Origin of the sequence: Streptomyces sp. BBFR102 (assembly GCF_051397025.1) — a bacterium.
Lineage (GTDB): Bacteria > Actinomycetota > Actinomycetes > Streptomycetales > Streptomycetaceae > Streptomyces.
In genome coordinates this window covers 1,313,263-1,332,477 of record NZ_CP195757.1, presented here as the reverse complement: position 1 = coordinate 1,332,477, position 19,215 = coordinate 1,313,263, and the positions used below count along the sequence as shown (strand labels likewise).

Genomic DNA, 19,215 nt, shown 5'->3' with positions numbered 1-19,215 from the left:
CCGCGGCCCTCCGTGCGCCCAGGGGGTGCGGCACGGAGCGGGTGCCCGGCGGTGTTTCAATTTCCCGGTGACGCACATCGACGTACTGAGGGTCTTCTGCGGGCCCGACGGCCGGCACGGCAACCGGCTGGGCGTGGTCCGCGACGGCTCCCGGTTCCCGGGGGACGGGGAGCGGCGCGCGCTGGCCGCCCGGCTCGGCTACAGCGAGACCGTCTTCGTCGACGACCCCGAACGCGGCCTCGTCGACATCTGGACCCCGAGCCTGCGCCTCCCCTTCGCCGGCCACCCCTGCGTCGGCGCCGCCTGGCTGCTGGACATCCCCGAACTGGTCACCGGCGCCGGGGTGGTGGCGGCCCGCCAGGACGGCGAGTTCACCTGGATCGAGGCGCGCCCGGAATGGGCCCCGCCGCGCACCCTGCGGGAGTACGGCGACCCGGACGAGGTCGACAGGCTTCCGGTGCCGCCGCCGGGGGAGTGGGTCTACGCCTGGGCGTGGAGCGAGGAGGTGGCGGGGCGGGTCCGGGCCCGGGCCTTCCCCGGCCGGGGCGACGGGGTGGACGAGGACGAGGCCACCGGGGCCGCCGCCCTGCTGCTCACCGCCCGGCTCGGCCGCGCCCTCAACATCAGCCAGGGGCGCGGCTCCCAGCTCCTGACGGCCCCCCAGCGCGACGGCACGGTGGAGGTCGGCGGTCGCGTCGAGATGGCCGGGACCGTACGGCCCTGAGCCGCCCCACGCCGTGTACGCGGGGCTTCGAGGTTCAGGGCGGCGGTCAGGCGGCGCTGAGCGGGAACTCCTGGCCCAGCTCGCGGAAGAGGGCCGTGTTCAGCGCGAAGGCGCGCTTGCACTCGTCGACCACGCGCTGCTTCTCCAGGTCGTCGACGGGCAGGGCGTCGAGCAGTTCGCGGTAGCCGCGCTTGAAGGCGGCCGGGTTGCCTATCGCCTCGAAGACGTAGAACCGCACACCGTCGCCCTTGCGGGCGAAGCCCCAGGTCTTCTCGGCGGTGCCGCGGATGATCTGGCCGCCGGAGAGGTCGCCGAGGTAGCGCGTGTAGTGGTGGGCGACGAAGCCGCCGGGCCAGGTTCGCACGCACTCCCTCACCCGTCCGGCGTAGGCCGCGGTGGCGGGAAGGGCGGTGGCGCGCTGCTGCCAGCCCTCGCCGCGCAGGTGGGCCAGGTCGCGCTCCAGCTCTGCGGTGCGCTCCAGCTCGGGCTGGACGAAGGGGCCCGCCACCGGGTCGTCGGCCAGGGCGGCGACGCCCTCCTCCAGGGCCCGGTACACGAACCAGAGCTGCTCGGTGTACCGGGCGTACGCCTCCACGCCGAGCCGGCCGCCGAGCATGTCGCTCATGAAGGTGCTGGTCTCCGCCTCGGTGTGCTGCTCGTGCGAGGCGTTGCGGATGAGCGTCGAGAAGGGGACGGGCGGGGTGTCCACGGCGGACCTCCGGAGCGTGAAGTGAGGGGGTGGAAACTGCGCCCATCATTCGACTTAGGCTTGCCTAAGTCAACAGTTTGCCGACTGCTCGTCGGTAAAGTTCCCGACATCGGGTCGGCAAAACCTCCCCGGGTCGACCGCCTTCGCCCATGCCGAAGGGGCGGCCCCGGCCTCGCCGGAACCGCCCCTCGCCTCGCGCTGTCCGCTCAGGGAAGCGTCAGGATCTCCGCCCCGGAGTCCGTGACCACCAGGGTGTGCTCGAACTGGGCCGTGCGCCTGCGGTCCTTCGTCACCACGGTCCAGCCGTCGTCCCACATGTCGTAGGTGTGCGTGCCGAGCGTGAGCATGGGCTCGATGGTGAAGGTCATCCCCGGCTCGATCACGGTGGTCGCGTTGGGGGAGTCGTAGTGGGGGATGATCAGGCCGGAGTGGAACGAGGTGTTGATGCCGTGACCGGTGAAGTCGCGCACCACCCCGTAGCCGAACCGCTTGGCGTACGACTCGATGACGCGGCCGATGACGTTGATCTGGCGCCCCGGGCGGACCGCCTTGACGGCGCGGTTCAGCGACTCCCGGGTCCGCTCCACCAGCAGCCGCGACTCCTCGTCCACGTCGCCGACCAGGTAGGTCGCGTTGGTGTCGCCGTGCACCCCGCCGATGTAGGCGGTGACGTCCAGGTTGATGATGTCGCCGTCGCGCAGCACCGTGGAGTCGGGGATGCCGTGGCAGATCACCTCGTTGACCGAGGTGCACAGCGACTTGGGGAAGCCCCGGTAACCCAGCGTCGACGGGTACGCGCCGTGGTCGACCATGTAGGCGTGGGCGATCCGGTCCAGTTCGTCGGTGGTCACCCCCGGCGCGATGGCCTCGGCCGCGGCCGCCATCGCCCGGGCCGCGATCCGGCCCGCCGTCCGCATCGCCTCGACGGTCTCGGGGCTCTGCCGTTCGGGGCCGGTGTACGGGGTGGGCGCGGGCCGGCCCACGTACTCGGGGCGCCGGATGTTCCCGGGCACGGGGCGGGTGGGAGAGATCTCCCCTGGTACGAGCGTCGACTGGCCAGACATGCCGACGAGTGTAGCCAGTCCGGCTCGGGCAACATGGCCCTCATACGGGCCGCACAGCGGCGGCGGAAGGAAGCGAGGGAGCCCTCATGGCACTGTTCAGGAAGCGCGCGGCAGGCAGGCCCGGCGAGTGGTACTACTGCCTCGAACACGGCACCGTCGAGGAGGGCCCGCAGTGCCCGGCGAAGAACCGCCTGGGCCCGTACCCCTCACGGCAGGAGGCGGAGAACGCCATGCGCATCGCCGCCGAGCGCAACCAGAACTGGGAGAACGATCCCCGCTGGCACGACAGGGGTGGCGACGGGGACGACGGCGGCAAGGGCCCGGCAGCCGCCTGACATCCGGCCCCACGAGCGCGGGCGCGGCCCCGGACATGAGGTCCGGGGCTCACCGCCACCCCCTCGCCCACCAGCACGTAGGGTCGCCCCCATGACAACTCACGACTCCGCGGGCGACGCCCCCAAGAAGGCCCCCGCCAAGGACCCCTGGGACCTCCCCGACGTCTCCTCGCTCGTCGTCGGCGTCCTCGGCGGCACCGGCGACCAGGGGCGCGGCCTCGCCTACCGCCTCGCCCAGGCCGGCCAGCGCGTGATCATCGGCTCCCGCGCCGCCGAGCGCGCCCAGGCCGCCGCGACCGGAATCGGCCACGGCGTCGAGGGCGCCGACAACGCCGAGTGCGCTCGCCGCAGCGACATCGTCATCGTCGCCGTGCCCTGGGACGGCCACGCCAAGACCCTGGAGGGGCTCCGCGAGGAGCTGGCGGGCAAGCTCGTCGTCGACTGCGTCAACCCGCTCGGCTTCGACAAGAAGGGCGCCTACGCCCTCACCCCCGAGGAGGGCAGCGCCGCCGAGCAGGCCGCCGCCCTGCTCCCCGGGTCGCGGGTCACCGCGGCCTTCCACCACCTCTCGGCCGTCCTCCTCCAGGACCCGGCCGTCACCTCCATCGACACCGACGTGATGGTCCTCGGCGAGTCCCGCGCCGACACCGACCTCGTCCAGGCCCTCGCCGGGCGCATCCCCGGCATGCGCGGCGTCTTCGCGGGCCGCCTGCGCAACGCCCACCAGGTCGAGTCGCTCGTCGCCAACCTCATCTCGGTCAACCGCCGTTACAAGGCGCACGCCGGGGTCCGCGTCACCGACATCTGACCTGCGCGGCCCGTCCGCGCCCCTGCCGGCGGGTCCGGCGAACGGGGCACAGAGGGCATGGGGGACACTGGACGGCGCCCGTACCACGCCGCCCGACAGGAGCCGCCCCCATGCCCCGCCTCGCTCTGTACGCCCTCGCCGTCTGCGTCCTCACCGTGGCGGCCGCCGTGGTCTCCTTCGTCCAGGGCCAGTGGATCGGCATCCTCTGGGTGCTCATGGCCGGCCTCTCCTCCAACATGGCCTGGTACTACCTGCGCCGCGCCAAGGTCCAGCGACAGCGGCAGACCGCCGGCGCCTGACCCCGCTCAGCCGGCCGGCACCTCGCCGGCGCCCCGCCAGAACTGGTAGAGCCGCCGGCCCCGGTACGTGTCCCACTCGCTCACCCCGAGCCCGCCGAGGACCGCGTCCACCAGGCCGAAGAAGGCCCCGTTGACCTCCGGGACCCACAGCAGCGCGAAGACCGCGAGCAGGCCGTACGGCGCGAAGGGCTCGACCTGGCGGCGCACCTTCGGCGACAGCCAGGGCTCCAGCACGCCGTAGCCGTCCAGCCCCGGCACCGGCAGGAAGTTCAGGATCGCCGCCGTCAGCTGGAGCAGCGCCAGGAACCCGAGCGCGTACCGGAAGTACGGCGGCACCCCGTCCAGCGCGCCCAGCCAGAACGGCGCCGCGCAGACCACCGCGAAGACCGCGTTGGCCAGCGGTCCCGCCGCCGAGATCAGCGAGTGCCGCCAGCGGCCCCGGACGCGGCGCCGCTCGATGAAGACCGCCCCGCCGGGCAGCCCGATGCCGCCGAGGATCACGAAGAGCACCGGCAGCACGATGCTGAGCAGGGCGTGGGTGTACTTCAGCGGGTTCAGCGTGAGGTAGCCCTTGGCGCCCACCGAGATGTCCCCGCTGTGCAGCGCGGTGCGGGCGTGCGCGTACTCGTGGAGGCAGAGCGAGACCACCCAGGCGCCGGTCACGAAGAGGAAGACGGCGAGCCCCACCGCCGGGACGCCCGCCCACACACCCCACCCCGCGGCCGCCGTCACGGCCGTGAGGGCGAGGAAGACCGGACTGATCCGCCGGTCGGCGGAGGGCGGGGACGTCGGCACGCGGCACTCCCTTCTCGGCTGCCCGGACGCGGCAGCCGCCCGGACGCCCCACCGTACGGTCCAGGGCCCGCCCGGCGGGACGACACCGGCCCGACACCGGGGAGGAGTCGGGCCGGCGCCGGGCCGCACGGCCCGGCGGACGCGTGGGCGGGCCCGCCGGCGGCGGCACCGGGACCGCCCCGGCACCGGTGGGGGGACACCGGTGCCGGGACGGAGGCGCCGGTCAGTGGAAGGTGTGCTCCTCCGCCGGGAAGGCACCGCCCACGACCTCGTCGGCGAACTCCTTGGTGGCCGCCGTCATGATCGCCCGCAGATCGGTGTACTTCTTGCTGAAGCGGGGCGCCTTGCCCGGGGTGAGCCCGAAGGCGTCGGTCCACACCAGGACCTGCGCATCGGTCCCGGCGCCCGCGCCGATGCCGACCGTCGGGATCTGGAGCACGCCGGTGACCTCGGCGGCCAGCTCGGCCGGTACCGCCTCCAGCACGACCGCGAAGGCGCCCGCGTCCTGCACCGCCTTGGCGTCCCGCAGCAGTTGCTGCGCGGCCTCCTCGCCACGGCCCTGCACGCGGTAGCCCATGGCGTTGACGGACTGCGGGGTGAGGCCGATGTGGGCCATCACCGGGATACCGGCCTCGACCAGCATCCGGATCTGCTCGTACGAGCGCTCGCCGCCCTCCAGCTTCACCGCGCCCACGCCCGCCTCCTTGACCAGCCGGGTCGCGGTGCGCAGGGCCTGTACGGGCCCCTCCTGGTAGGACCCGAAGGTCAGGTCGGCGACGATCATGGCGCGCCGGGTACCGCGCACCACGGCCGCGGAGAGGAGCGCCATCTCGTCGAGGGTGACCGGCACCGTGGTGTCGTACCCGAGGTGGCAGTTGCCCATCGAGTCGCCGACGAGCAGGACGGGGATGCCCGCCTCGTCGAAGACCGAGGCGGTCATCGCGTCGTAGGCGGTGAGCATGGGCCACTTCTCGCCGCGCTCCTTGGCGCGGGCGATGTCGTGGACGGTGACCCGGCGGGTGGATGTCCCGCCGTAGAGCGCCTTGGGATCGGCGGTGGACTGCGTGGGGGCAGCCGGAAGCTGCGTCATCGCAACGGCTCCTTCTGTCATCTCGAGGCACCCTGACGGTGTCCCCGGACTCCCCTCCATGGTGGCACCCGTGCGGGGCGGACGGGAAGACGTGGGGGCCGGGCGGGGGACGTGACGTGGCAGACAGTGCGACGGCGGATTCCGGCCGCTACCGAGCGTAACTGTGCCCGTTCTGTCACAGCCCCCCGTCCCGTGCGGGACCGCGGAACCACGCGGTCGGCGCCATCCGTCGTCCGGGGAGGAAACCGCCGTCGTGGGCGGCACGGAAGGGCGCCGCTCATCCCCTAGGGTCGGGGTGGAGACGGCGTGGAACAGGCAGCGAGGCGACGACGGCATGGCGCAGGCGTACAGGACGGAACCGGACAGCGACGGCCGCGAGCAGGGGCACCCCGAATCGCGCCTCCGCTCCTTCGCCCGCCGTCTGCGGCACCACCGGGGACCCTGGCGGCGCGGGCTCGTCCTCGCGGCCCTCGCGATCCTCCTCGCGCTGGTCATGGTCGGCCACGCGCGCATCCCCAACTCGATCGGCAGCCTGGGCAGCCTCGGTGAGACCTTCCTGCCCTGGATCGGCCTCGCCCTGCCGGTGCTGCTGGTGGCCGGGCTGGTGCGCCGCTCGGCCACCGCGCTGATCGCGGTGCTGCTGCCCTCGGTGGTCTGGCTCAACCTCTTCGGCGGCCTGGTCACCGACAAGTCCGCCACCGGCGGAGACCTCACCGTCGCCACCCACAACGTCAACGCCGACAACCCCGATCCCGCCGCCACCGTCCGCGACGTCGCCGCTTCCGGCGCCGACGTCCTCGCCCTGGAGGAGCTGAGCCCCGACGTGGTTCCCGCCCTCCGCGAGGCGCTCGCCCCCACCTACCCGCACCACGCCGTCGAGGGCACCGTGGGCCTGTGGAGCAAGTACCCGCTGAGCGGCACCGAGCCGGTCGACATCAAACTCGGCTGGACCCGCGCGCTGCGCTCGACCGTCGACACCCCCTCGGGCCCGCTCGCCGTCTACGTCGCCCACCTCCCCTCGGTACGGGTCAAGGTCGACGCCGGGTTCACCGCCGGGCAGCGCGACAACAGCGCCGAGGCGCTGGGCGTGGCCATCCGCAGGGAGGAGCTGGACCGCGTGGTCCTCCTCGGCGACCTCAACGGCACCATGAACGACCGGGCCCTCTCCCCGGTGACCTCCCAGATGCGCTCCACCCAGGGCGCCGCCGGGAACGGCTTCGGCTTCAGCTGGCCGGCCGCCTTCCCGATGGCGCGGATCGACCAGATCATGGTCCAGGGCGTCGAGCCCGTCTCCTCCTGGACCCTGCCGCGCACCGCCAGCGACCACCTGCCGATAGCGGCCCGGATCAGCTTCGGCTAGGGGCTGCCCGGCCCGCACACGGCGGAGGGGCTGCCGGGAGTGGTGATCTCCCGGCAGCCCCTCCGCCGTGTACGGGGCGCCCGAGGACGGGCCAGCCCTCAGCCCGACTCGCGCCAGCGGCTGGTGATGGGCAGCCGGCGGTCCTTGCCGAAGCCCTTGGCGGAGATCTTGGGCCCCGGCGGGTACTGCCGCCGCTTGTACTCGGCGTTGTCGACCAGCCTCAGCACCCGGGTGACGGTGTCCGCGTCGAACCCGGCCGCCAGGATCTCCTCCCGCCCCTCGTCCCGGTCGACGTAGCGGGCGAGGATCGCGTCGAGCACGTCGTAGTCGGGCAGCGAGTCGGTGTCGACCTGGCCCGGGCGCAGCTCGGCGCTGGGCGGCTTGGTGACGGAGTTCTCCGGGATCGGGGGGGTCTCGCCGCGCTCGGCCGCCACCTTGTTGCGCCAGCGGGCCAACCGGAAGACGGTCGACTTGTAGACGTCCTTGATGGGGCCGTAGGCGCCGACCGAGTCGCCGTAGAGGGTCGAGTAGCCGACCGCCAGCTCCGACTTGTTGCCCGGGGCCAGCACGATCTGGCCCTCCTGGTTGGAGACGGCCATCAGCGTGGTGCCGCGCAGCCGCGACTGGAGGTTCTCCTCGGCCAGGCCGGTCAGCCCCAGCTGCCCCATGTAGGCGTCGAACATCGGGGCGATGGAGACGGTCCGGTAGTGCAGCCCGGTGCGCCGGGCCAGTTCGGCCGCGTCGTCCTTGGAGTGCTCCGAGGAGTACTTCGAGGGCATCGAGACGCCGTAGACGTGCTCGGCGCCGATCGCGTCCACGGCGAGGGCCGCGGTGAGCGCCGAGTCGATGCCGCCGGAGAGGCCGATCAGCACGGAACGGAAGCCGTTCTTGCGGACGTAGGCGCGCAGGCCGGTGACCAGGGCGCGGTAGACCTCCTCGTCGTCGTCGAGCGGCGGGACGATCGTGCCCGGGTACTCCACCGGGCCCGGCTCGGCCACCGGCTCCCCGGAGAGGACCACGCGGTCGATGCGCAGCCCGTCGTCCACCACGCCGTTCGGCGCGTCGGCCGCGGCGGCGGGGAGGTCCAGGTCGAGCACGAGCTGGGTCTCGGCGAACTGCGGGGCGCGGGCCAGTACGGCGCCGGAGGCGTCCACCACGATGGTGTCGCCGTCGAAGACCAGCTCGTCCTGGCCGCCGGTCATCGCCACGTAGGCGGTGACGCAGCCGGCCTCCTGGGCGCGCTTGCGGACCAGTTCCAGGCGGGTGTCGTCCTTCTCCCGCTCGTACGGTGAGGCGTTGACGGAGAGCAGCAGGCCCGCGCCCGCCGCCCGGGCCGCCGGCACCCGGCCGCCTTCCTGCCACAGGTCCTCGCAGATGGCGAGGGCGACGTCGACGCCGCGCACCCGGATCACCGGCATGGTGTCGCCGGGCACGAAGTAGCGGAACTCGTCGAAGACGCCGTAGTTCGGCAGGTGGTGCTTGGCGAAGGAGAGGGCCACCTCGCCCCGGTGCAGCACCGCCGCCGCGTTCTGCGGGGCGCCGGCGGGCTGGCCGTAGCGGGGCTGGGCGCTGGAGCGGTCCAGGTAGCCCACGACCACGGGCAGGTCGCCGAGGCCCTCGTCGGCGAGGCGCGCGGCCAGCGCCACCAGCGCCGACCGGGAGGCTTCGACGAACGACGAGCGCAGCGCGAGGTCCTCGACCGGGTAGCCGGTGAGGATCATCTCGGGGAACGCCACGAGATGCGCGCCCCGCTCGGCCGCCTCGCGGGTCCGGTGGACGACGGCGTCGGCGTTGCCGTGGAGGTCGCCGACGGTGGCGTCGATCTGGTTCAGGGCGAGTCGTAGTCGATGCACGCCCGCCAGTGTAATCGTCACAACGACGCGATGTCGCCGGGAGGCGCGGCGGCTCCCCGCGCGCGGCGGGCGCGGGGAGCCGTACGGGACCCACGGTCCGAGCAGGTCAGCGGCGGTAGCCGAGGACCGTCATCATCCCCGCCTCGGCGTGGTAGACGTTGTGGCAGTGCAGCATCCACAGCCCCGGGTTGTCCGCGTCGAAATCGGCGGTCAGGGTCTGGTGCGGCAGGATCACCGCGGTGTCCTTGCGCGGCCCGCCCTTCGCCGAGGAGAGCGCGAAGGTGTGGCCGTGCAGGTGGAGCGGGTGCCACATGTCGGTCGCGTTGCTGAAGACCAGCCGCACCCGCTCCCCGGCCCGCACCGGGTACCGCTCGGACGCCTGGTAGGGCCGCCCGTTGAACGCCCAGTCGTACGCGGCCATCCCCCCGGTCAGCTGGAACCGCACCGTCCGGTCAGGGGAGCGGGCGGGCAGCGCCGCCGACGGGTCCGCCGTCAGCCGGCCGGCGGTCAGCACCTTCCCGTCCAGTTCCTTCGGCCGCGCCCCGGCCTTCGGCGCCGACCCGCCGCCGGTACGCAGCAGGGCCCGGGCGGTGGCGTCCTTCCCCTCGGCCAGCGCGGTCAGCGCGAAGACCCCGTCGCCCGCCGTCACCAGCACGTCGTACCGCTCGCCCATGCCGAGCAGCAGCGCGTCCGTCCCGGCGTGCTCCACCGGGAACCCGTCGCTGTGCGTCACCGTCATCCGGTGCCCGCCGAGCGCCACCCGGTAGGCGGTGTCCCCGCCGGCGTTGACCAGCCGCATCCTGATCCGGTCGCCCGGCTTCGCCCGGAACACCTCGGGGTCCTCGACCGTCCGCCCGTTGACCAGGTGGTACGGGTACCTCACGTCCCCGGCGTCGCCGCCGAGCAGGTCGCTGCGGGCGTCCATCATCATCCGCGAGGGCCCGGGCGGCTCCTCGGTCCGCGCCGGCCCGCCGTGCCCGCTGTGGCCGCCGCCCTCCCCGTCGTCGGAGCCGTGGTCCATGCCGGACGCCATGCCCCGGCTCAACTCGGCGAGAACCCCGTCCGGCGTGGACCCCTCCACGCCGTCGACCCAGTCGTCCACCACGACGACCCACTCGTGGTCGTAGGCGAGCGGCTCCTTCGGGTCCTCCACGATCAGCGGGGCGTACAGCCCCCGGTCCTGCTGCGTCCCGCTGTGCGGGTGGAACCAGTACGTCCCCGGGTGCGGCACGGTGAAGCGGTACGTGAAGTCGGCGCCGGGGCGTACGTCCTTCTGGGTCAGCCCGGGGACTCCGTCCATGTCGTTGCGCAGGGCCAGGCCGTGCCAGTGCAGCGAGGTCGCCTCGGGCAGATGGTTGGCGAGGGTGAGCGCCAGGGTGTCCCCGGCGGTGACCCGCACCTCGCGGCCGGGCAGCCGGTCGCCGTAGGCCCAGGTCGGGACGGTGACGGGGCCGAGGTCGAGCCGGGTCTCGGCCGCGGTCAGCCGGACCTCGCGGACCCGGCCGCCGCCGGCCCGTGCCCGCTCGGCGTCCGCGACCTCGCGGCCCGCCGGGTCGATCCAGTCGTCGGCACCGGTCGCGGCCCCCGGGCCGTGGTCGGAGCGGGTCCCGCCGGAGGAGGAGCAGGCGGCCAGCAGCCCGGTCCCGGCCAGGCCGAGTCCGGCGCCGAGGAGCGAGCGGCGCGTGGGTGTACGCATGGGGAAGTCACCTTCGTCGTCGGTGGTGTGCGGTGGGCGAGGCGTGCGGAGACGCGCCTCCGGCGCGGGCGGGAGGCGGCGGTTCCGGCGGGCCTAGATCCGCAGGACCGACAGGCGGGCGAGGGTGAGACGGGTGGGCGGCGCTATCGGCCACTGGGCGCCCCGGCGGCCGGCGAGCGGTACGCGCGGGGCGGCGCCTGCGGCGGCCCCCCGCCACCGCAGGCCCCCGGCGCGCAGCAGGAGGCCCAGGGTGAGCGCGGCGAGTACGGCCAGGCAGACCGACAGGGGGTCGGTGCCGGGCAAGGGGGAGTCGGCGGGGCTCGCCGGGGCCCCGGCGACGGCGGGGGAGCGGGCCTCCTCGGCGGCGCCGGGCGGGGGCTCGTGGGCGGCGGGAGGCCGCGCCCCGGCCGCCGTGACCGTACCCGGCCCCCGCGCACCGCTGTGCGCACCACCGTGGTCCCCGGCCGGATGCCCGAGCGTGTGCATGGTGAGGACGCCGAGGAGCAGGGCGGCGAGCAGCAACAGGCGTCCCGCCCGCCCGGCCACCGTCCTCGTCCGCATGGGCGGCAGCCTACCCCTCCCGGGTATGGGGTCGGACAGCCCCTAGTCGCGTACGCCCCGCTTGCGCAGCAGCTCCGCCATCAGGGCGATCTCCGACCGCTGGGCGTCCACCATCCCCTTGGCCAGCCGTTGCTCGGGACCGACCACGCAGGCGCTGACGCATCCCTCGGCCATGTGGACGCCGCCCTTGTGGTGGGCGGTCATCAGCCGCAGGTAGAGGATCTCGGCGGCCTCACCCCCGGTCTTCCGCAGCCGTTCCAGCTCGGCCTTGGTCGCCATCCCCGGCATCAGCGCGCCGTCCTTCCCCGGCCTGTGCCGCATCCCCATCCAGGCCATCGGCGCCTCCTCGGAGACCTTCGGCAGCCCCCACAGGTCCAGCCAGCCCAGCATCATGCCGCGCTGGTTGGCCTGGGTGTTGGCGATGTCGTAGGCGAGGGTGCGGATCTCCTCGTCGTCGGTGCTGTCCCGGACGACGAACGACATCTCCACCGCCTGCTGGTGGTGGACGGCCATGTCCCGGGCGAACCCGGCGTCGGCCGAGTCCGCCGCCGGGACGGCGGGCGCGGGGGCCGGCTCCTCGCCCCCGGCGGCGGCCACCGCGGCCACCGAACCGAGGGCGACCAGCACCGCCGCCGCGCCCGCCGCGAGCGCCGTACGGGGCCTCACGAGGCGAGGCCCCCCGTGCAGGCGGCGCCCGGCTCGGGCGTCTGCGGGCCCTGCACGTACTTGGTGAAGAACTGCGCGACGCGCGGGTCGTCCGCGCTGTCCACGGTCACCTGCTTGCCCCAGGCGCTCAGCATCAGCGCGCCCTGCTGCTTCTCCACCGGGCTCATCAGCGAGTACGGGGTGGCCTTGACGCGCTCGGCGAACTTGTCGATGTCGGCCGGGTCGGCGTCGCCGTTGTGGGTCACCCAGACGGCTCCGTGCTCCAGCGAGTGGACGGCGTTGACCTCCGGTATCGCCTTCTCGTACACGTCGCCGTCGCAGTTCATCCAGACCTGGTTGTGGTCACCGCCCACCGGCGGGGTCATCGGGTACGAGACCGGCGTCGTGACGTGGTCGCGGCCCAGCTCCTCGGCCTTCCACGCCTTCTCGCCCTTGACCGGCTTCTCCGCCTGTTCCTTCTCCGCCGCCTCCGCCTGCTCCTTCTCGTCCGCCTTCTGGAGGAAGAAGTACCCGCCCCCGCCTATCAGCCCGACCGCGACCAGCGTGCTGACGCCTATGAGGAGCAGGCGGTTGCGGCGCTCACGGGCCTGCTCGCCCGCGCGCATGCGCTGGATGCGAGCACGGCGGTCCTCGGCGGACCCGGGGGTGTTCCTGGTCGAACCCATGATGTGTCCTTTACGCGATCGTGGGGCGGGCGGGCCCGCTGATCGTAAGGGGGAGCGGGGTGTCCGAGGCCATACCGCTGCCCGTAATCTGGCCGAAACCCCTGGCCGTGATACTGGTGGGGCACCCACACGCTGGGCGGTGGCGCACAGACCGTCTGAACTGCAAGGATGTAGCTATGGACAAGCAGCAGGAGTTCGTGCTTCGTACGCTGGAGGAGCGCGACATCCGGTTCGTGCGCCTGTGGTTCACCGACGTCCTCGGCTTCCTCAAGTCGGTCGCCGTGGCCCCGGCCGAGCTGGAGCAGGCGTTCGACGAGGGCATCGGCTTCGACGGCTCCGCCATCGAGGGCTTCGCCCGCGTCTACGAGTCCGACATGATCGCCAAGCCCGATCCGGCCACCTTCCAGGTGCTGCCGTGGCGCGCGGAGGCCCCCGGCACCGCCCGCATGTTCTGCGACATCCTGATGCCCGACGGCTCGCCGTCCTTCGCCGACCCGCGCTACGTCCTCAAGCGGGCCCTGGCCAAGACCTCCGACCTGGGCTTCACCTTCTACACCCACCCGGAGATCGAGTTCTTCCTGCTGAAGAACAAGCCGGTGGACGGCTCCCGCCCGATCCCCGCCGACAGCTCCGGCTACTTCGACCACACCCCGCAGAACGTCGGCATGGACTTCCGCCGCCAGGCGATCACCATGCTCGAGTCGATGGGCATCTCCGTCGAGTTCAGCCACCACGAGGGCGCCCCCGGCCAGCAGGAGATCGACCTCCGCTACGCCGACGCGCTCTCCACCGCCGACAACATCATGACCTTCCGCCTGGTCATGAAGCAGGTCGCGCTGGAACAGGGCGTGCAGGCGACCTTCATGCCCAAGCCCTTCTCGGAGTACCCGGGCTCCGGCATGCACACCCACCTCTCCCTCTTCGAGGGGGACCGCAACGCCTTCTACGAGTCCGGCGCCGAGTACCAGCTCTCCAAGGTGGGCCGCTCCTTCATCGCCGGCCTGCTGCGCCACGCCGCCGAGATCTCCGCCGTCACCAACCAGTGGGTCAACAGCTACAAGCGCATCTGGGGCGGCTCGGCCCGCTCCGCCGGCGCCGGCGGCGAGGCCCCCTCGTACATCTGCTGGGGCCACAACAACCGCTCGGCCCTGATCCGCGTCCCGATGTACAAGCCCGGCAAGACCGGCTCGGCCCGCGTGGAGGTCCGCTCCCTCGACTCCGGCGCCAACCCGTACCTCTCCTACGCCGTCCTCCTCGCCGCCGGCCTCAAGGGCATCGAAGAGGGCTACGAACTCCCCCCGGGCGCCGACGACGACGTCTGGGCCCTCTCCGACGCCGAACGCCGCGCCATGGGCATCGAACCCCTCCCGCAGAACCTGGGCGAGGCCATCTCCCTCATGGAACGCAGCGAACTCGTCGCCGAAACCCTGGGCGAGCACGTGTACGACTTCTTCCTGCGCAACAAGAAGCAGGAGTGGGAGGAGTACCGGTCAGAGGTGACGGCGTTCGAGCTGAAGAACCTGCTGCCGGTGCTGTAGGGGCGCGCCGGTCCCGTCCCCCGGACGCCGGTCAGGCCCGTGCTCGCCGAGCACGGGCCTCAGTGAGGTGTGGGCGGCTCGGCCGGATGACCGTCCTCCCAGGTGCGGGGGCCGGGGTGGCCTGCGAACAGGCAGCAGGCGTCTCCGTGGGGAAGTGGACCGGTGCCGGGGCAGTCGGTGCGGGCGACCAAGGAGACCTGGTCGGCTCTGCTCCAGCGCAGTCAGAGGGCGGTACCGCGATCCGTCTCGTCCAGGAAGCCGTAGTGCTCGCTGCCCGCGTGCGAAGCGGCGAGTTGGCACGGTACGGCCGCATCGACGCATCCTGATGCGGTCCGAGCCCGGGCTTCGTCGGCCAGGCCTGGCGGTACGCGGCGCCAGTGCGGACACCTGGTCATGATGCGGAGCCCCGGACGGGGGTGGCGTCCGCTTCCGCACATGCGGTGCACCGGCTGCACGTGCAAGGCGGGAACTCGCCGACGGCAACCGGGACAGGACCGTCCGCTTCGACCTGCACCACCGTCACCGGCCCCCATGTGCGGCCGGAGTCCCGGGAGACCTTCCGTGTCATAGCAGTCCGCTTTCCCATGGTCAAGGCGGTTCCCTTTCCTTTCGCCGGACCTTTCCTGGCCTGTGATCAGGAAATAGCGCGGAGTACCGGACGGCCACGGCACTTCCGCGGCACTCTTGACGCAGATCCGTGCAAGCCGCCCGAGAGCACCGGATTCGGGGGAAGGATGGGCGCATGGGACTGGCGGAGCGACGTAGAGCTAGGGGCTACAGCCAGGAGAAGCCGGCGCACTTGCTCGGCGTGGACCGTACGACGGTGGGGCGTTGGGAGAGTGGCAGGGTCTTCCCTCAGCCGCCGCAGCGGAGAGGACTCGCCAACGCTCTCGGGCTCGGCCTGGACGAGTTGGACTGCCTCCTGGCGATGCCTGCCGCTAGGGTCCAGGAGACCGCTCGGTGCCAGACCGAGGAATCCCCGACAGCGGGAGACTCCGACGAGATGGTGCGTCGCGCTTTCGAACGAAGGCTGAGACCGTGCGTGAGCTGGGCGGGGACAGTGCCAACGGTGGGTGGCTGCGGTTCGACGGGGCGCGGCTCTCGGAGGAGCGGGGAGCGCGTTACGTGCAGCTCGGGCGGTTCGACCTGGCGGAAGAGACTCTGACGGGCGCGTTGAAGCAGTCGGATCTTGCGGCCGGGCACTCGTACCGGAGGCGGGGTGCGGTCCTCACCGATCTCGCGGTCGTCGGCGTGCGGCGGGGTGATGCGGAGCAGGTGGTGGCGTACGGGGGTGAGGCGGTGGGGCTGGCTCGGGCTACGGGTTCGGGTTACGTGGTTCGTAGACTCCACGCTCTGCGTGGCGAGTTGGGCTCCCTGGAGGAGGATCGTCGGGTGGCCGGGCTGGGTGCGGAGATCGCCGTGCTGGGGACGTCGTGACGAGAGGGGCAGGTATGTCGGAAGTTGAAGGGGCCCGGTTGTTCCGGGAGAGCTGGATCGCCGGGGTGCGGCGGCATTTCCCTGGGGAGCCGAAGGCGGGTTATGTCACGCCGTGGGAGGGGACTCCGGAGTGGGAGCGGGAGGCTGCCGGGGCCGTGTCGGCACAGGTGAGGCAGTTCGTGGAGGTGAGTGCGGGGAAGGCGGGGCGGCTTTCGCGGGAGCAGAAGGGGCGGTTCGTCGCCACGTGCTGGACGGCTCAGATGTACAAGCACTTCGAGGAGCCGAAGCCCGGATATGTGGCCGACCGGGCCGAGCTGCCGAAGTGGCAGCAGGAGACCGACGCCGACATCTTCGAGGCGATCGAGAGGCATGTCCCGCAGAGTTGAGCGGGGTGGATGCTGAAAGCCCGAAGCGAAAGGGGGGTGGGCGCGCGTGAACGCGCGCCCACCCCCCTTTCGTGTGCGGTCAGACGAAGCGTTCGCCCATCTCGTCCATGGTGATCACCATCAGTTCCATGGGGTCCTCGGCCTCTTCGTCCTCCTCGATCCAGAGCTGCATGGCGAGGCGCAGGGCGACGAGGAAGGCGGCGGCCATGACGCGGGCGCGGACCGGGTCGGTGGGGCTGCGGGCGGCGAGGGCGGCGGCCAGGTCGCGTTCGAGGGTGGCGAGGGTGCCGAGCTGGCGGCCGAGCAGGGAGGGGTGGCTCATCGCGAGGCGGGTCTGCTGGGCCCATTCGCGGCGCGGGGGGTCGAGGCGGGCGGCGCGCAGGACCAGGGCGGCGGCGCGCAGGGCCTGCCAGTTGGTCTCCTCGGCGGGCCGTTCGCGTACCGAGTCGAGGAGGTGCTGGAGGTACTGCTCCCGGCCGAAGAGGACGGCGTCCTCCTTGCCGGCGAAGTAGTTGGAGAAGGTACGCCGGGAGATGCCGGCGGCGTCGGCGATGGCCTCCACCGTCACGTGGTCCAGGCCGTGCTCGCGGGTGAGCCGCATCGCCGCCTCGTGGACGGCCTGGCGGGTGGCGGCCTTCTTGCGTTCACGCAGGCCGACCGGTGCGTCGGGGGTGGCCGCCGGGGGCTCCTCGGTGCTGTCCATGGGGCGGATATTACTCACTCATTACCCAATGGGCATTATTGCAGGGTGAGCAAACTTGCCCAGTGTGCATGTAAGGTGCATCAGTCACATCATCTGCTCATCACCTCCGGAGGTTGCGCGTGAGCGCACACTCGGCCGCGCGGCAACAGGCCGCCGCCCCGATGGACCACCAGCACGTCATGCGCGCCTTCAGGGGCCTGCTGGTCGTCCTGTTCGTGGCGATGATCAGCGGCACCGTGGTGTCCGTCGCCCTGCCGCAGATCATCGGCTCGCTCGACGGCACCCAGTCGCAGTACACCTGGGTGGTCACGGCGACGCTGCTGGCCTCCACGGCGTCGACGCCCATCTGGGGCAAGCTCGCCGACCTGTTCAGCAAGAAGCTGCTGCTCCAGATCGCCATCGGGCTGTTCATCGTCGCCTCGCTGGCCTGCGGATTCGCCCAGAACACCGGGCAGCTCATCGGCTTCCGCGTCATCCAGGGCCTCGGTATGGGCGCCCTCCAGGTCCTGGTCCAGGTGATCATCGCCGCGATGATCAGCCCCAAGGAGCGCGGCCGGTACAACGGCTACCTCGGCGGTGTCATGGCCGTCGCCACCGTCGGCGGGCCGCTGCTCGGCGGCTTCATCACCGACACCTCCTGGCTCGGCTGGCGCTGGTGCTTCTTCATCGCGGTGCCCTTCACCCTGATCGCCCTGGCGATGCTGAGCCGCACCCTGCACCTGGACGAGATCAAGCGCCCCGACACCAAGGTCGACTACCTCGGCGCCGCGCTGATCGCCGCCGGTGTCTCGCTGCTGCTGCTCTGGGTCACCTTCGTCGGCAACGACTTCGACTGGATCTCCTGGCAGACCCTCGCCATGGTCGCGGGCAGCGTCCTGCTGCTGGGTGGCGCCGTCGTGGTCGAGGCCAAGGTCGCCGAGCCGGTCGTGCCGCTGCACGTGGTGCGGCGCCGTGACCCCGCGCTCGCCATCGTCGCCTCCCTCGCGGTGGGCATGGCGATGTTCGGCGGGGCCGTCTTCCTCGGCCAGTACTTCCAGATCGGGCGCGGCTACTCGCCGACCGAGGCGGGGCTGCTCACCATCCCGATGATGGCGGGCGTGCTCGTCTCGTCCACCGTCGCCGGGCGGCTGGTCTCCAAGACCGGCAAGGTCAAGCCGTACATCATCGCCGGTGTGGTGCTGCTGACCATCGGTTTCCTCGGGCTCTCACTGATCGACCACAAGACCTCGCTGGTCGGGGTCTCGCTCGGGATGCTCGCCGTCGGCGCCGGAGTCGGCATGTCGATGCAGAACCTGGTGCTGGTCCTCCAGAACACCGTGCCGCTCTCCGAACTGGGCGCGGCCAGCGGCTCCATCACCTTCTTCCGGTCGCTCGGCGGCACCGTCGGGGTCTCCGTGCTCGGCGCGGTCCTCGCCAACCAGGTCTCCACGAAGATCGCCGACGGGCTGGCCCGGCTCGGGATCGACCCGGCGGCCGGGGACTCCGGGAGCGGGACGCTCAACATCGCGGCGATGCCTCCGCAGATCCAGGAGGTCGTGCGGGCCGCCTACGGGGAGGCGACCGGGCACATCTTCCTGATCTCGGCCGGGATCGCGCTCGTCGGCGTGGCGGCCACGCTCTTCCTCACGCCCACGCGGCTGCGGGACAGCGTGGACCTGGCCGAGGATGCGGGGGAGGCCGAGCCGGTTCCGGCTGCCGCCGGGTGAGCCCTTGGGAGTACTGACCTCGGGCCTTGCCGCCCCCGCCGGGTTCCGCCTGGTGGGGGCGGCGACGTTCTCCCGGCCCCCGGTCCGGGTGGTCCCGGACGCCGGCCGGGCTCGGGCGGCGCCCGGCGGGCTCGATCTGCCCGACCGGGCCGGGCCCTTCCGGCGAGTGCCTGGGTCCGCCGGCGGGTGATGCCTGGTCTCCCCGGGCCGGTGGGCGACCGCTGTCTCAGGTGAAGGCCCATCGGGTCTGGCCGGAGGAGGGGCCCTTGGCGAAGCCGAAGGCGCGGTGCGGGGGGACGGCGAAGACCAGGGCGCTGGTGCCGTCCGGGTGGTGGAAGGCGCCGTCGGCGACGTCGAAGTGCCAGTCGGGGCCGTACTTGGCGGACCAGGCGGAGGCCAGGGAGGTCAGGCGCCCGGTGTCGCTGACCAGGACCGCCTCGCCCTCCACCACCAGGTCGAGGCCGTCCGACAGGGTGTTGGTGCCGGTGGTCAGGACCACCTGCTGGTTCTGGGCGAGGTTGCGGGCCTTGCGCTCCTCGGCGCCGGTGGCGAAGTGCAGGGCGCCGTGCTGCCAGACGGCCAGCAGCGGTGTCACGTGCGGGCGGCCGTCCGGGCGTACCGTCGTCAGCCAGAAGACCTCCGAGCGGCGCAGCAGGTCCACGGCGGCGGACCACGGGACCGCTTCGGCGCCCGGGGCGCTGTAGCGGGGGTCGAGTGCCGTCGACACCCGGGCCCGTTCCCGTTCGCCGTGTCCGCCGGCCGGGGTGCTCGCCCCGGCGCTGTCCGTGGCCTTGTCCCTGTCCGTGCCCATCGGTCCCAC

At 72.6% G+C, this 19,215-nt stretch carries 21 protein-coding genes; 10 read left to right on the top strand and 11 right to left on the bottom strand.

What is annotated here, in order from left to right:
• The first annotated feature begins 67 nt into the window (after positions 1-67).
• Positions 68-724, top strand: coding sequence for a PhzF family phenazine biosynthesis protein (locus ACSLIC_RS06045; RefSeq protein WP_436736650.1), 657 nt, complete (start codon positions 68-70; stop codon positions 722-724).
• Between the two features lie 46 nt (positions 725-770).
• Here the strand turns inward: ACSLIC_RS06045 and ACSLIC_RS06040 are convergent, their stop codons facing one another.
• Together ACSLIC_RS06040 and map are read right to left on the bottom strand one after the other, a co-directional pair.
• Positions 771-1,433, bottom strand: coding sequence for a heme oxygenase (biliverdin-producing) (locus ACSLIC_RS06040; RefSeq protein WP_436736649.1), 663 nt, complete (start codon positions 1,431-1,433; stop codon positions 771-773).
• A 206-nt stretch (positions 1,434-1,639) separates the two neighbouring features.
• Positions 1,640-2,497 carry a type I methionyl aminopeptidase gene (gene map / locus ACSLIC_RS06035; protein WP_436736648.1) on the bottom strand — a complete coding sequence of 286 codons (858 nt, stop codon included), beginning with the start codon at positions 2,495-2,497 and terminating at the stop codon, positions 1,640-1,642.
• A gap of 86 nt (positions 2,498-2,583) precedes the next feature.
• Between map and ACSLIC_RS06030 the strand changes: the two genes are divergently transcribed.
• The 3 genes from ACSLIC_RS06030 to ACSLIC_RS06020 all read left to right on the top strand — a co-directional run bounded on the left by ACSLIC_RS06030 (position 2,584) and on the right by ACSLIC_RS06020 (position 3,939).
• A complete protein-coding gene (locus ACSLIC_RS06030; RefSeq protein ID WP_436736647.1) occupies positions 2,584-2,832 on the top strand; it encodes a hypothetical protein in 249 nt (82 codons plus the stop codon).
• A 91-nt stretch (positions 2,833-2,923) separates the two neighbouring features.
• Entirely contained in the window at positions 2,924-3,640 is a 717-nt protein-coding gene (gene npdG, locus ACSLIC_RS06025; protein WP_436736646.1) for an NADPH-dependent F420 reductase, read from the top strand.
• 110 nt (positions 3,641-3,750) lie between these two features.
• Positions 3,751-3,939, top strand: a complete 189-nt coding sequence (locus ACSLIC_RS06020) for a hypothetical protein (protein ID WP_436736645.1) — start codon at positions 3,751-3,753, stop codon at positions 3,937-3,939.
• Between the two features lie 6 nt (positions 3,940-3,945).
• On the opposite strand, the gene ACSLIC_RS06015 is transcribed toward ACSLIC_RS06020, so the two are convergent.
• Positions 3,946-4,734 carry a site-2 protease family protein gene (locus ACSLIC_RS06015; RefSeq protein WP_436736644.1) on the bottom strand — a complete coding sequence of 263 codons (789 nt, stop codon included), beginning with the start codon at positions 4,732-4,734 and terminating at the stop codon, positions 3,946-3,948.
• Positions 4,735-4,957: 223 nt separating this feature from the next.
• Positions 4,958-5,824, bottom strand: coding sequence for a 3-methyl-2-oxobutanoate hydroxymethyltransferase (gene panB / locus ACSLIC_RS06010; RefSeq protein ID WP_436736643.1), 867 nt, complete (start codon positions 5,822-5,824; stop codon positions 4,958-4,960).
• A gap of 334 nt (positions 5,825-6,158) precedes the next feature.
• Between panB and ACSLIC_RS06005 the strand changes: the two genes are divergently transcribed.
• Complete coding sequence (locus ACSLIC_RS06005; protein WP_436736642.1) at positions 6,159-7,184, top strand: endonuclease/exonuclease/phosphatase family protein; 1,026 nt, start codon at positions 6,159-6,161, stop codon at positions 7,182-7,184.
• 98 nt (positions 7,185-7,282) lie between these two features.
• Here the strand turns inward: ACSLIC_RS06005 and ACSLIC_RS06000 are convergent, their stop codons facing one another.
• The 5 genes from ACSLIC_RS06000 to ACSLIC_RS05980 all read right to left on the bottom strand — a co-directional run bounded on the left by ACSLIC_RS06000 (position 7,283) and on the right by ACSLIC_RS05980 (position 12,625).
• Positions 7,283-9,037 carry an NAD+ synthase gene (locus tag ACSLIC_RS06000; protein ID WP_436736641.1) on the bottom strand — a complete coding sequence of 585 codons (1,755 nt, stop codon included), beginning with the start codon at positions 9,035-9,037 and terminating at the stop codon, positions 7,283-7,285.
• Between the two features lie 106 nt (positions 9,038-9,143).
• Positions 9,144-10,733, bottom strand: a complete 1,590-nt coding sequence (locus tag ACSLIC_RS05995; protein ID WP_436736640.1) for a multicopper oxidase family protein — start codon at positions 10,731-10,733, stop codon at positions 9,144-9,146.
• A 93-nt stretch (positions 10,734-10,826) separates the two neighbouring features.
• Positions 10,827-11,294: a hypothetical protein gene (locus tag ACSLIC_RS05990; protein ID WP_436736639.1), complete on the bottom strand. Its 468-nt coding sequence runs from the start codon at positions 11,292-11,294 to the stop codon at positions 10,827-10,829.
• Between the two features lie 42 nt (positions 11,295-11,336).
• A complete protein-coding gene (locus ACSLIC_RS05985; RefSeq protein ID WP_436736638.1) occupies positions 11,337-11,960 on the bottom strand; it encodes a DUF305 domain-containing protein in 624 nt (207 codons plus the stop codon).
• On the bottom strand, positions 11,957-12,625 hold the full coding sequence (locus ACSLIC_RS05980; RefSeq protein ID WP_436736637.1) for a DUF3105 domain-containing protein: 669 nt from the start codon (positions 12,623-12,625) through the stop codon (positions 11,957-11,959). Before ACSLIC_RS05980 ends, ACSLIC_RS05985 begins: the two co-directional genes overlap by 4 nt.
• A 176-nt stretch (positions 12,626-12,801) precedes the next feature.
• Here ACSLIC_RS05980 and glnA point away from each other — a divergent pair, with 176 nt between their 5' ends.
• The 4 genes from glnA to ACSLIC_RS05960 all read left to right on the top strand — a co-directional run bounded on the left by glnA (position 12,802) and on the right by ACSLIC_RS05960 (position 15,986).
• Complete coding sequence (glnA, locus tag ACSLIC_RS05975; protein ID WP_436736636.1) at positions 12,802-14,163, top strand: type I glutamate--ammonia ligase; 1,362 nt, start codon at positions 12,802-12,804, stop codon at positions 14,161-14,163.
• Between the two features lie 742 nt (positions 14,164-14,905).
• Positions 14,906-15,328 carry a helix-turn-helix transcriptional regulator gene (locus ACSLIC_RS05970; protein WP_436736635.1) on the top strand — a complete coding sequence of 141 codons (423 nt, stop codon included), beginning with the start codon at positions 14,906-14,908 and terminating at the stop codon, positions 15,326-15,328.
• A complete protein-coding gene (locus tag ACSLIC_RS05965) occupies positions 15,211-15,600 on the top strand; it encodes a tetratricopeptide repeat protein (protein ID WP_436740283.1) in 390 nt (129 codons plus the stop codon). Before ACSLIC_RS05970 ends, ACSLIC_RS05965 begins: the two co-directional genes overlap by 118 nt.
• Positions 15,601-15,614: 14 nt before the next feature.
• The gene (locus ACSLIC_RS05960) at positions 15,615-15,986 is read left to right on the top strand and encodes a hypothetical protein (RefSeq protein ID WP_436736634.1); all 372 of its coding nucleotides are present in this window, start codon (positions 15,615-15,617) and stop codon (positions 15,984-15,986) included.
• A 79-nt stretch (positions 15,987-16,065) separates the two neighbouring features.
• On the opposite strand, the gene ACSLIC_RS05955 is transcribed toward ACSLIC_RS05960, so the two are convergent.
• On the bottom strand, positions 16,066-16,689 hold the full coding sequence (locus tag ACSLIC_RS05955) for a TetR/AcrR family transcriptional regulator (protein ID WP_436736633.1): 624 nt from the start codon (positions 16,687-16,689) through the stop codon (positions 16,066-16,068).
• Positions 16,690-16,808: 119 nt separating this feature from the next.
• Between ACSLIC_RS05955 and ACSLIC_RS05950 the strand changes: the two genes are divergently transcribed.
• Positions 16,809-18,395, top strand: coding sequence for an MDR family MFS transporter (locus ACSLIC_RS05950; RefSeq protein ID WP_436736632.1), 1,587 nt, complete (start codon positions 16,809-16,811; stop codon positions 18,393-18,395).
• 226 nt (positions 18,396-18,621) lie between these two features.
• Here the strand turns inward: ACSLIC_RS05950 and ACSLIC_RS05945 are convergent, their stop codons facing one another.
• Entirely contained in the window at positions 18,622-19,206 is a 585-nt protein-coding gene (locus tag ACSLIC_RS05945; RefSeq protein ID WP_436736631.1) for a pyridoxamine 5'-phosphate oxidase family protein, read from the bottom strand.
• Between the last annotated feature and the right edge of the window lie 9 nt (positions 19,207-19,215).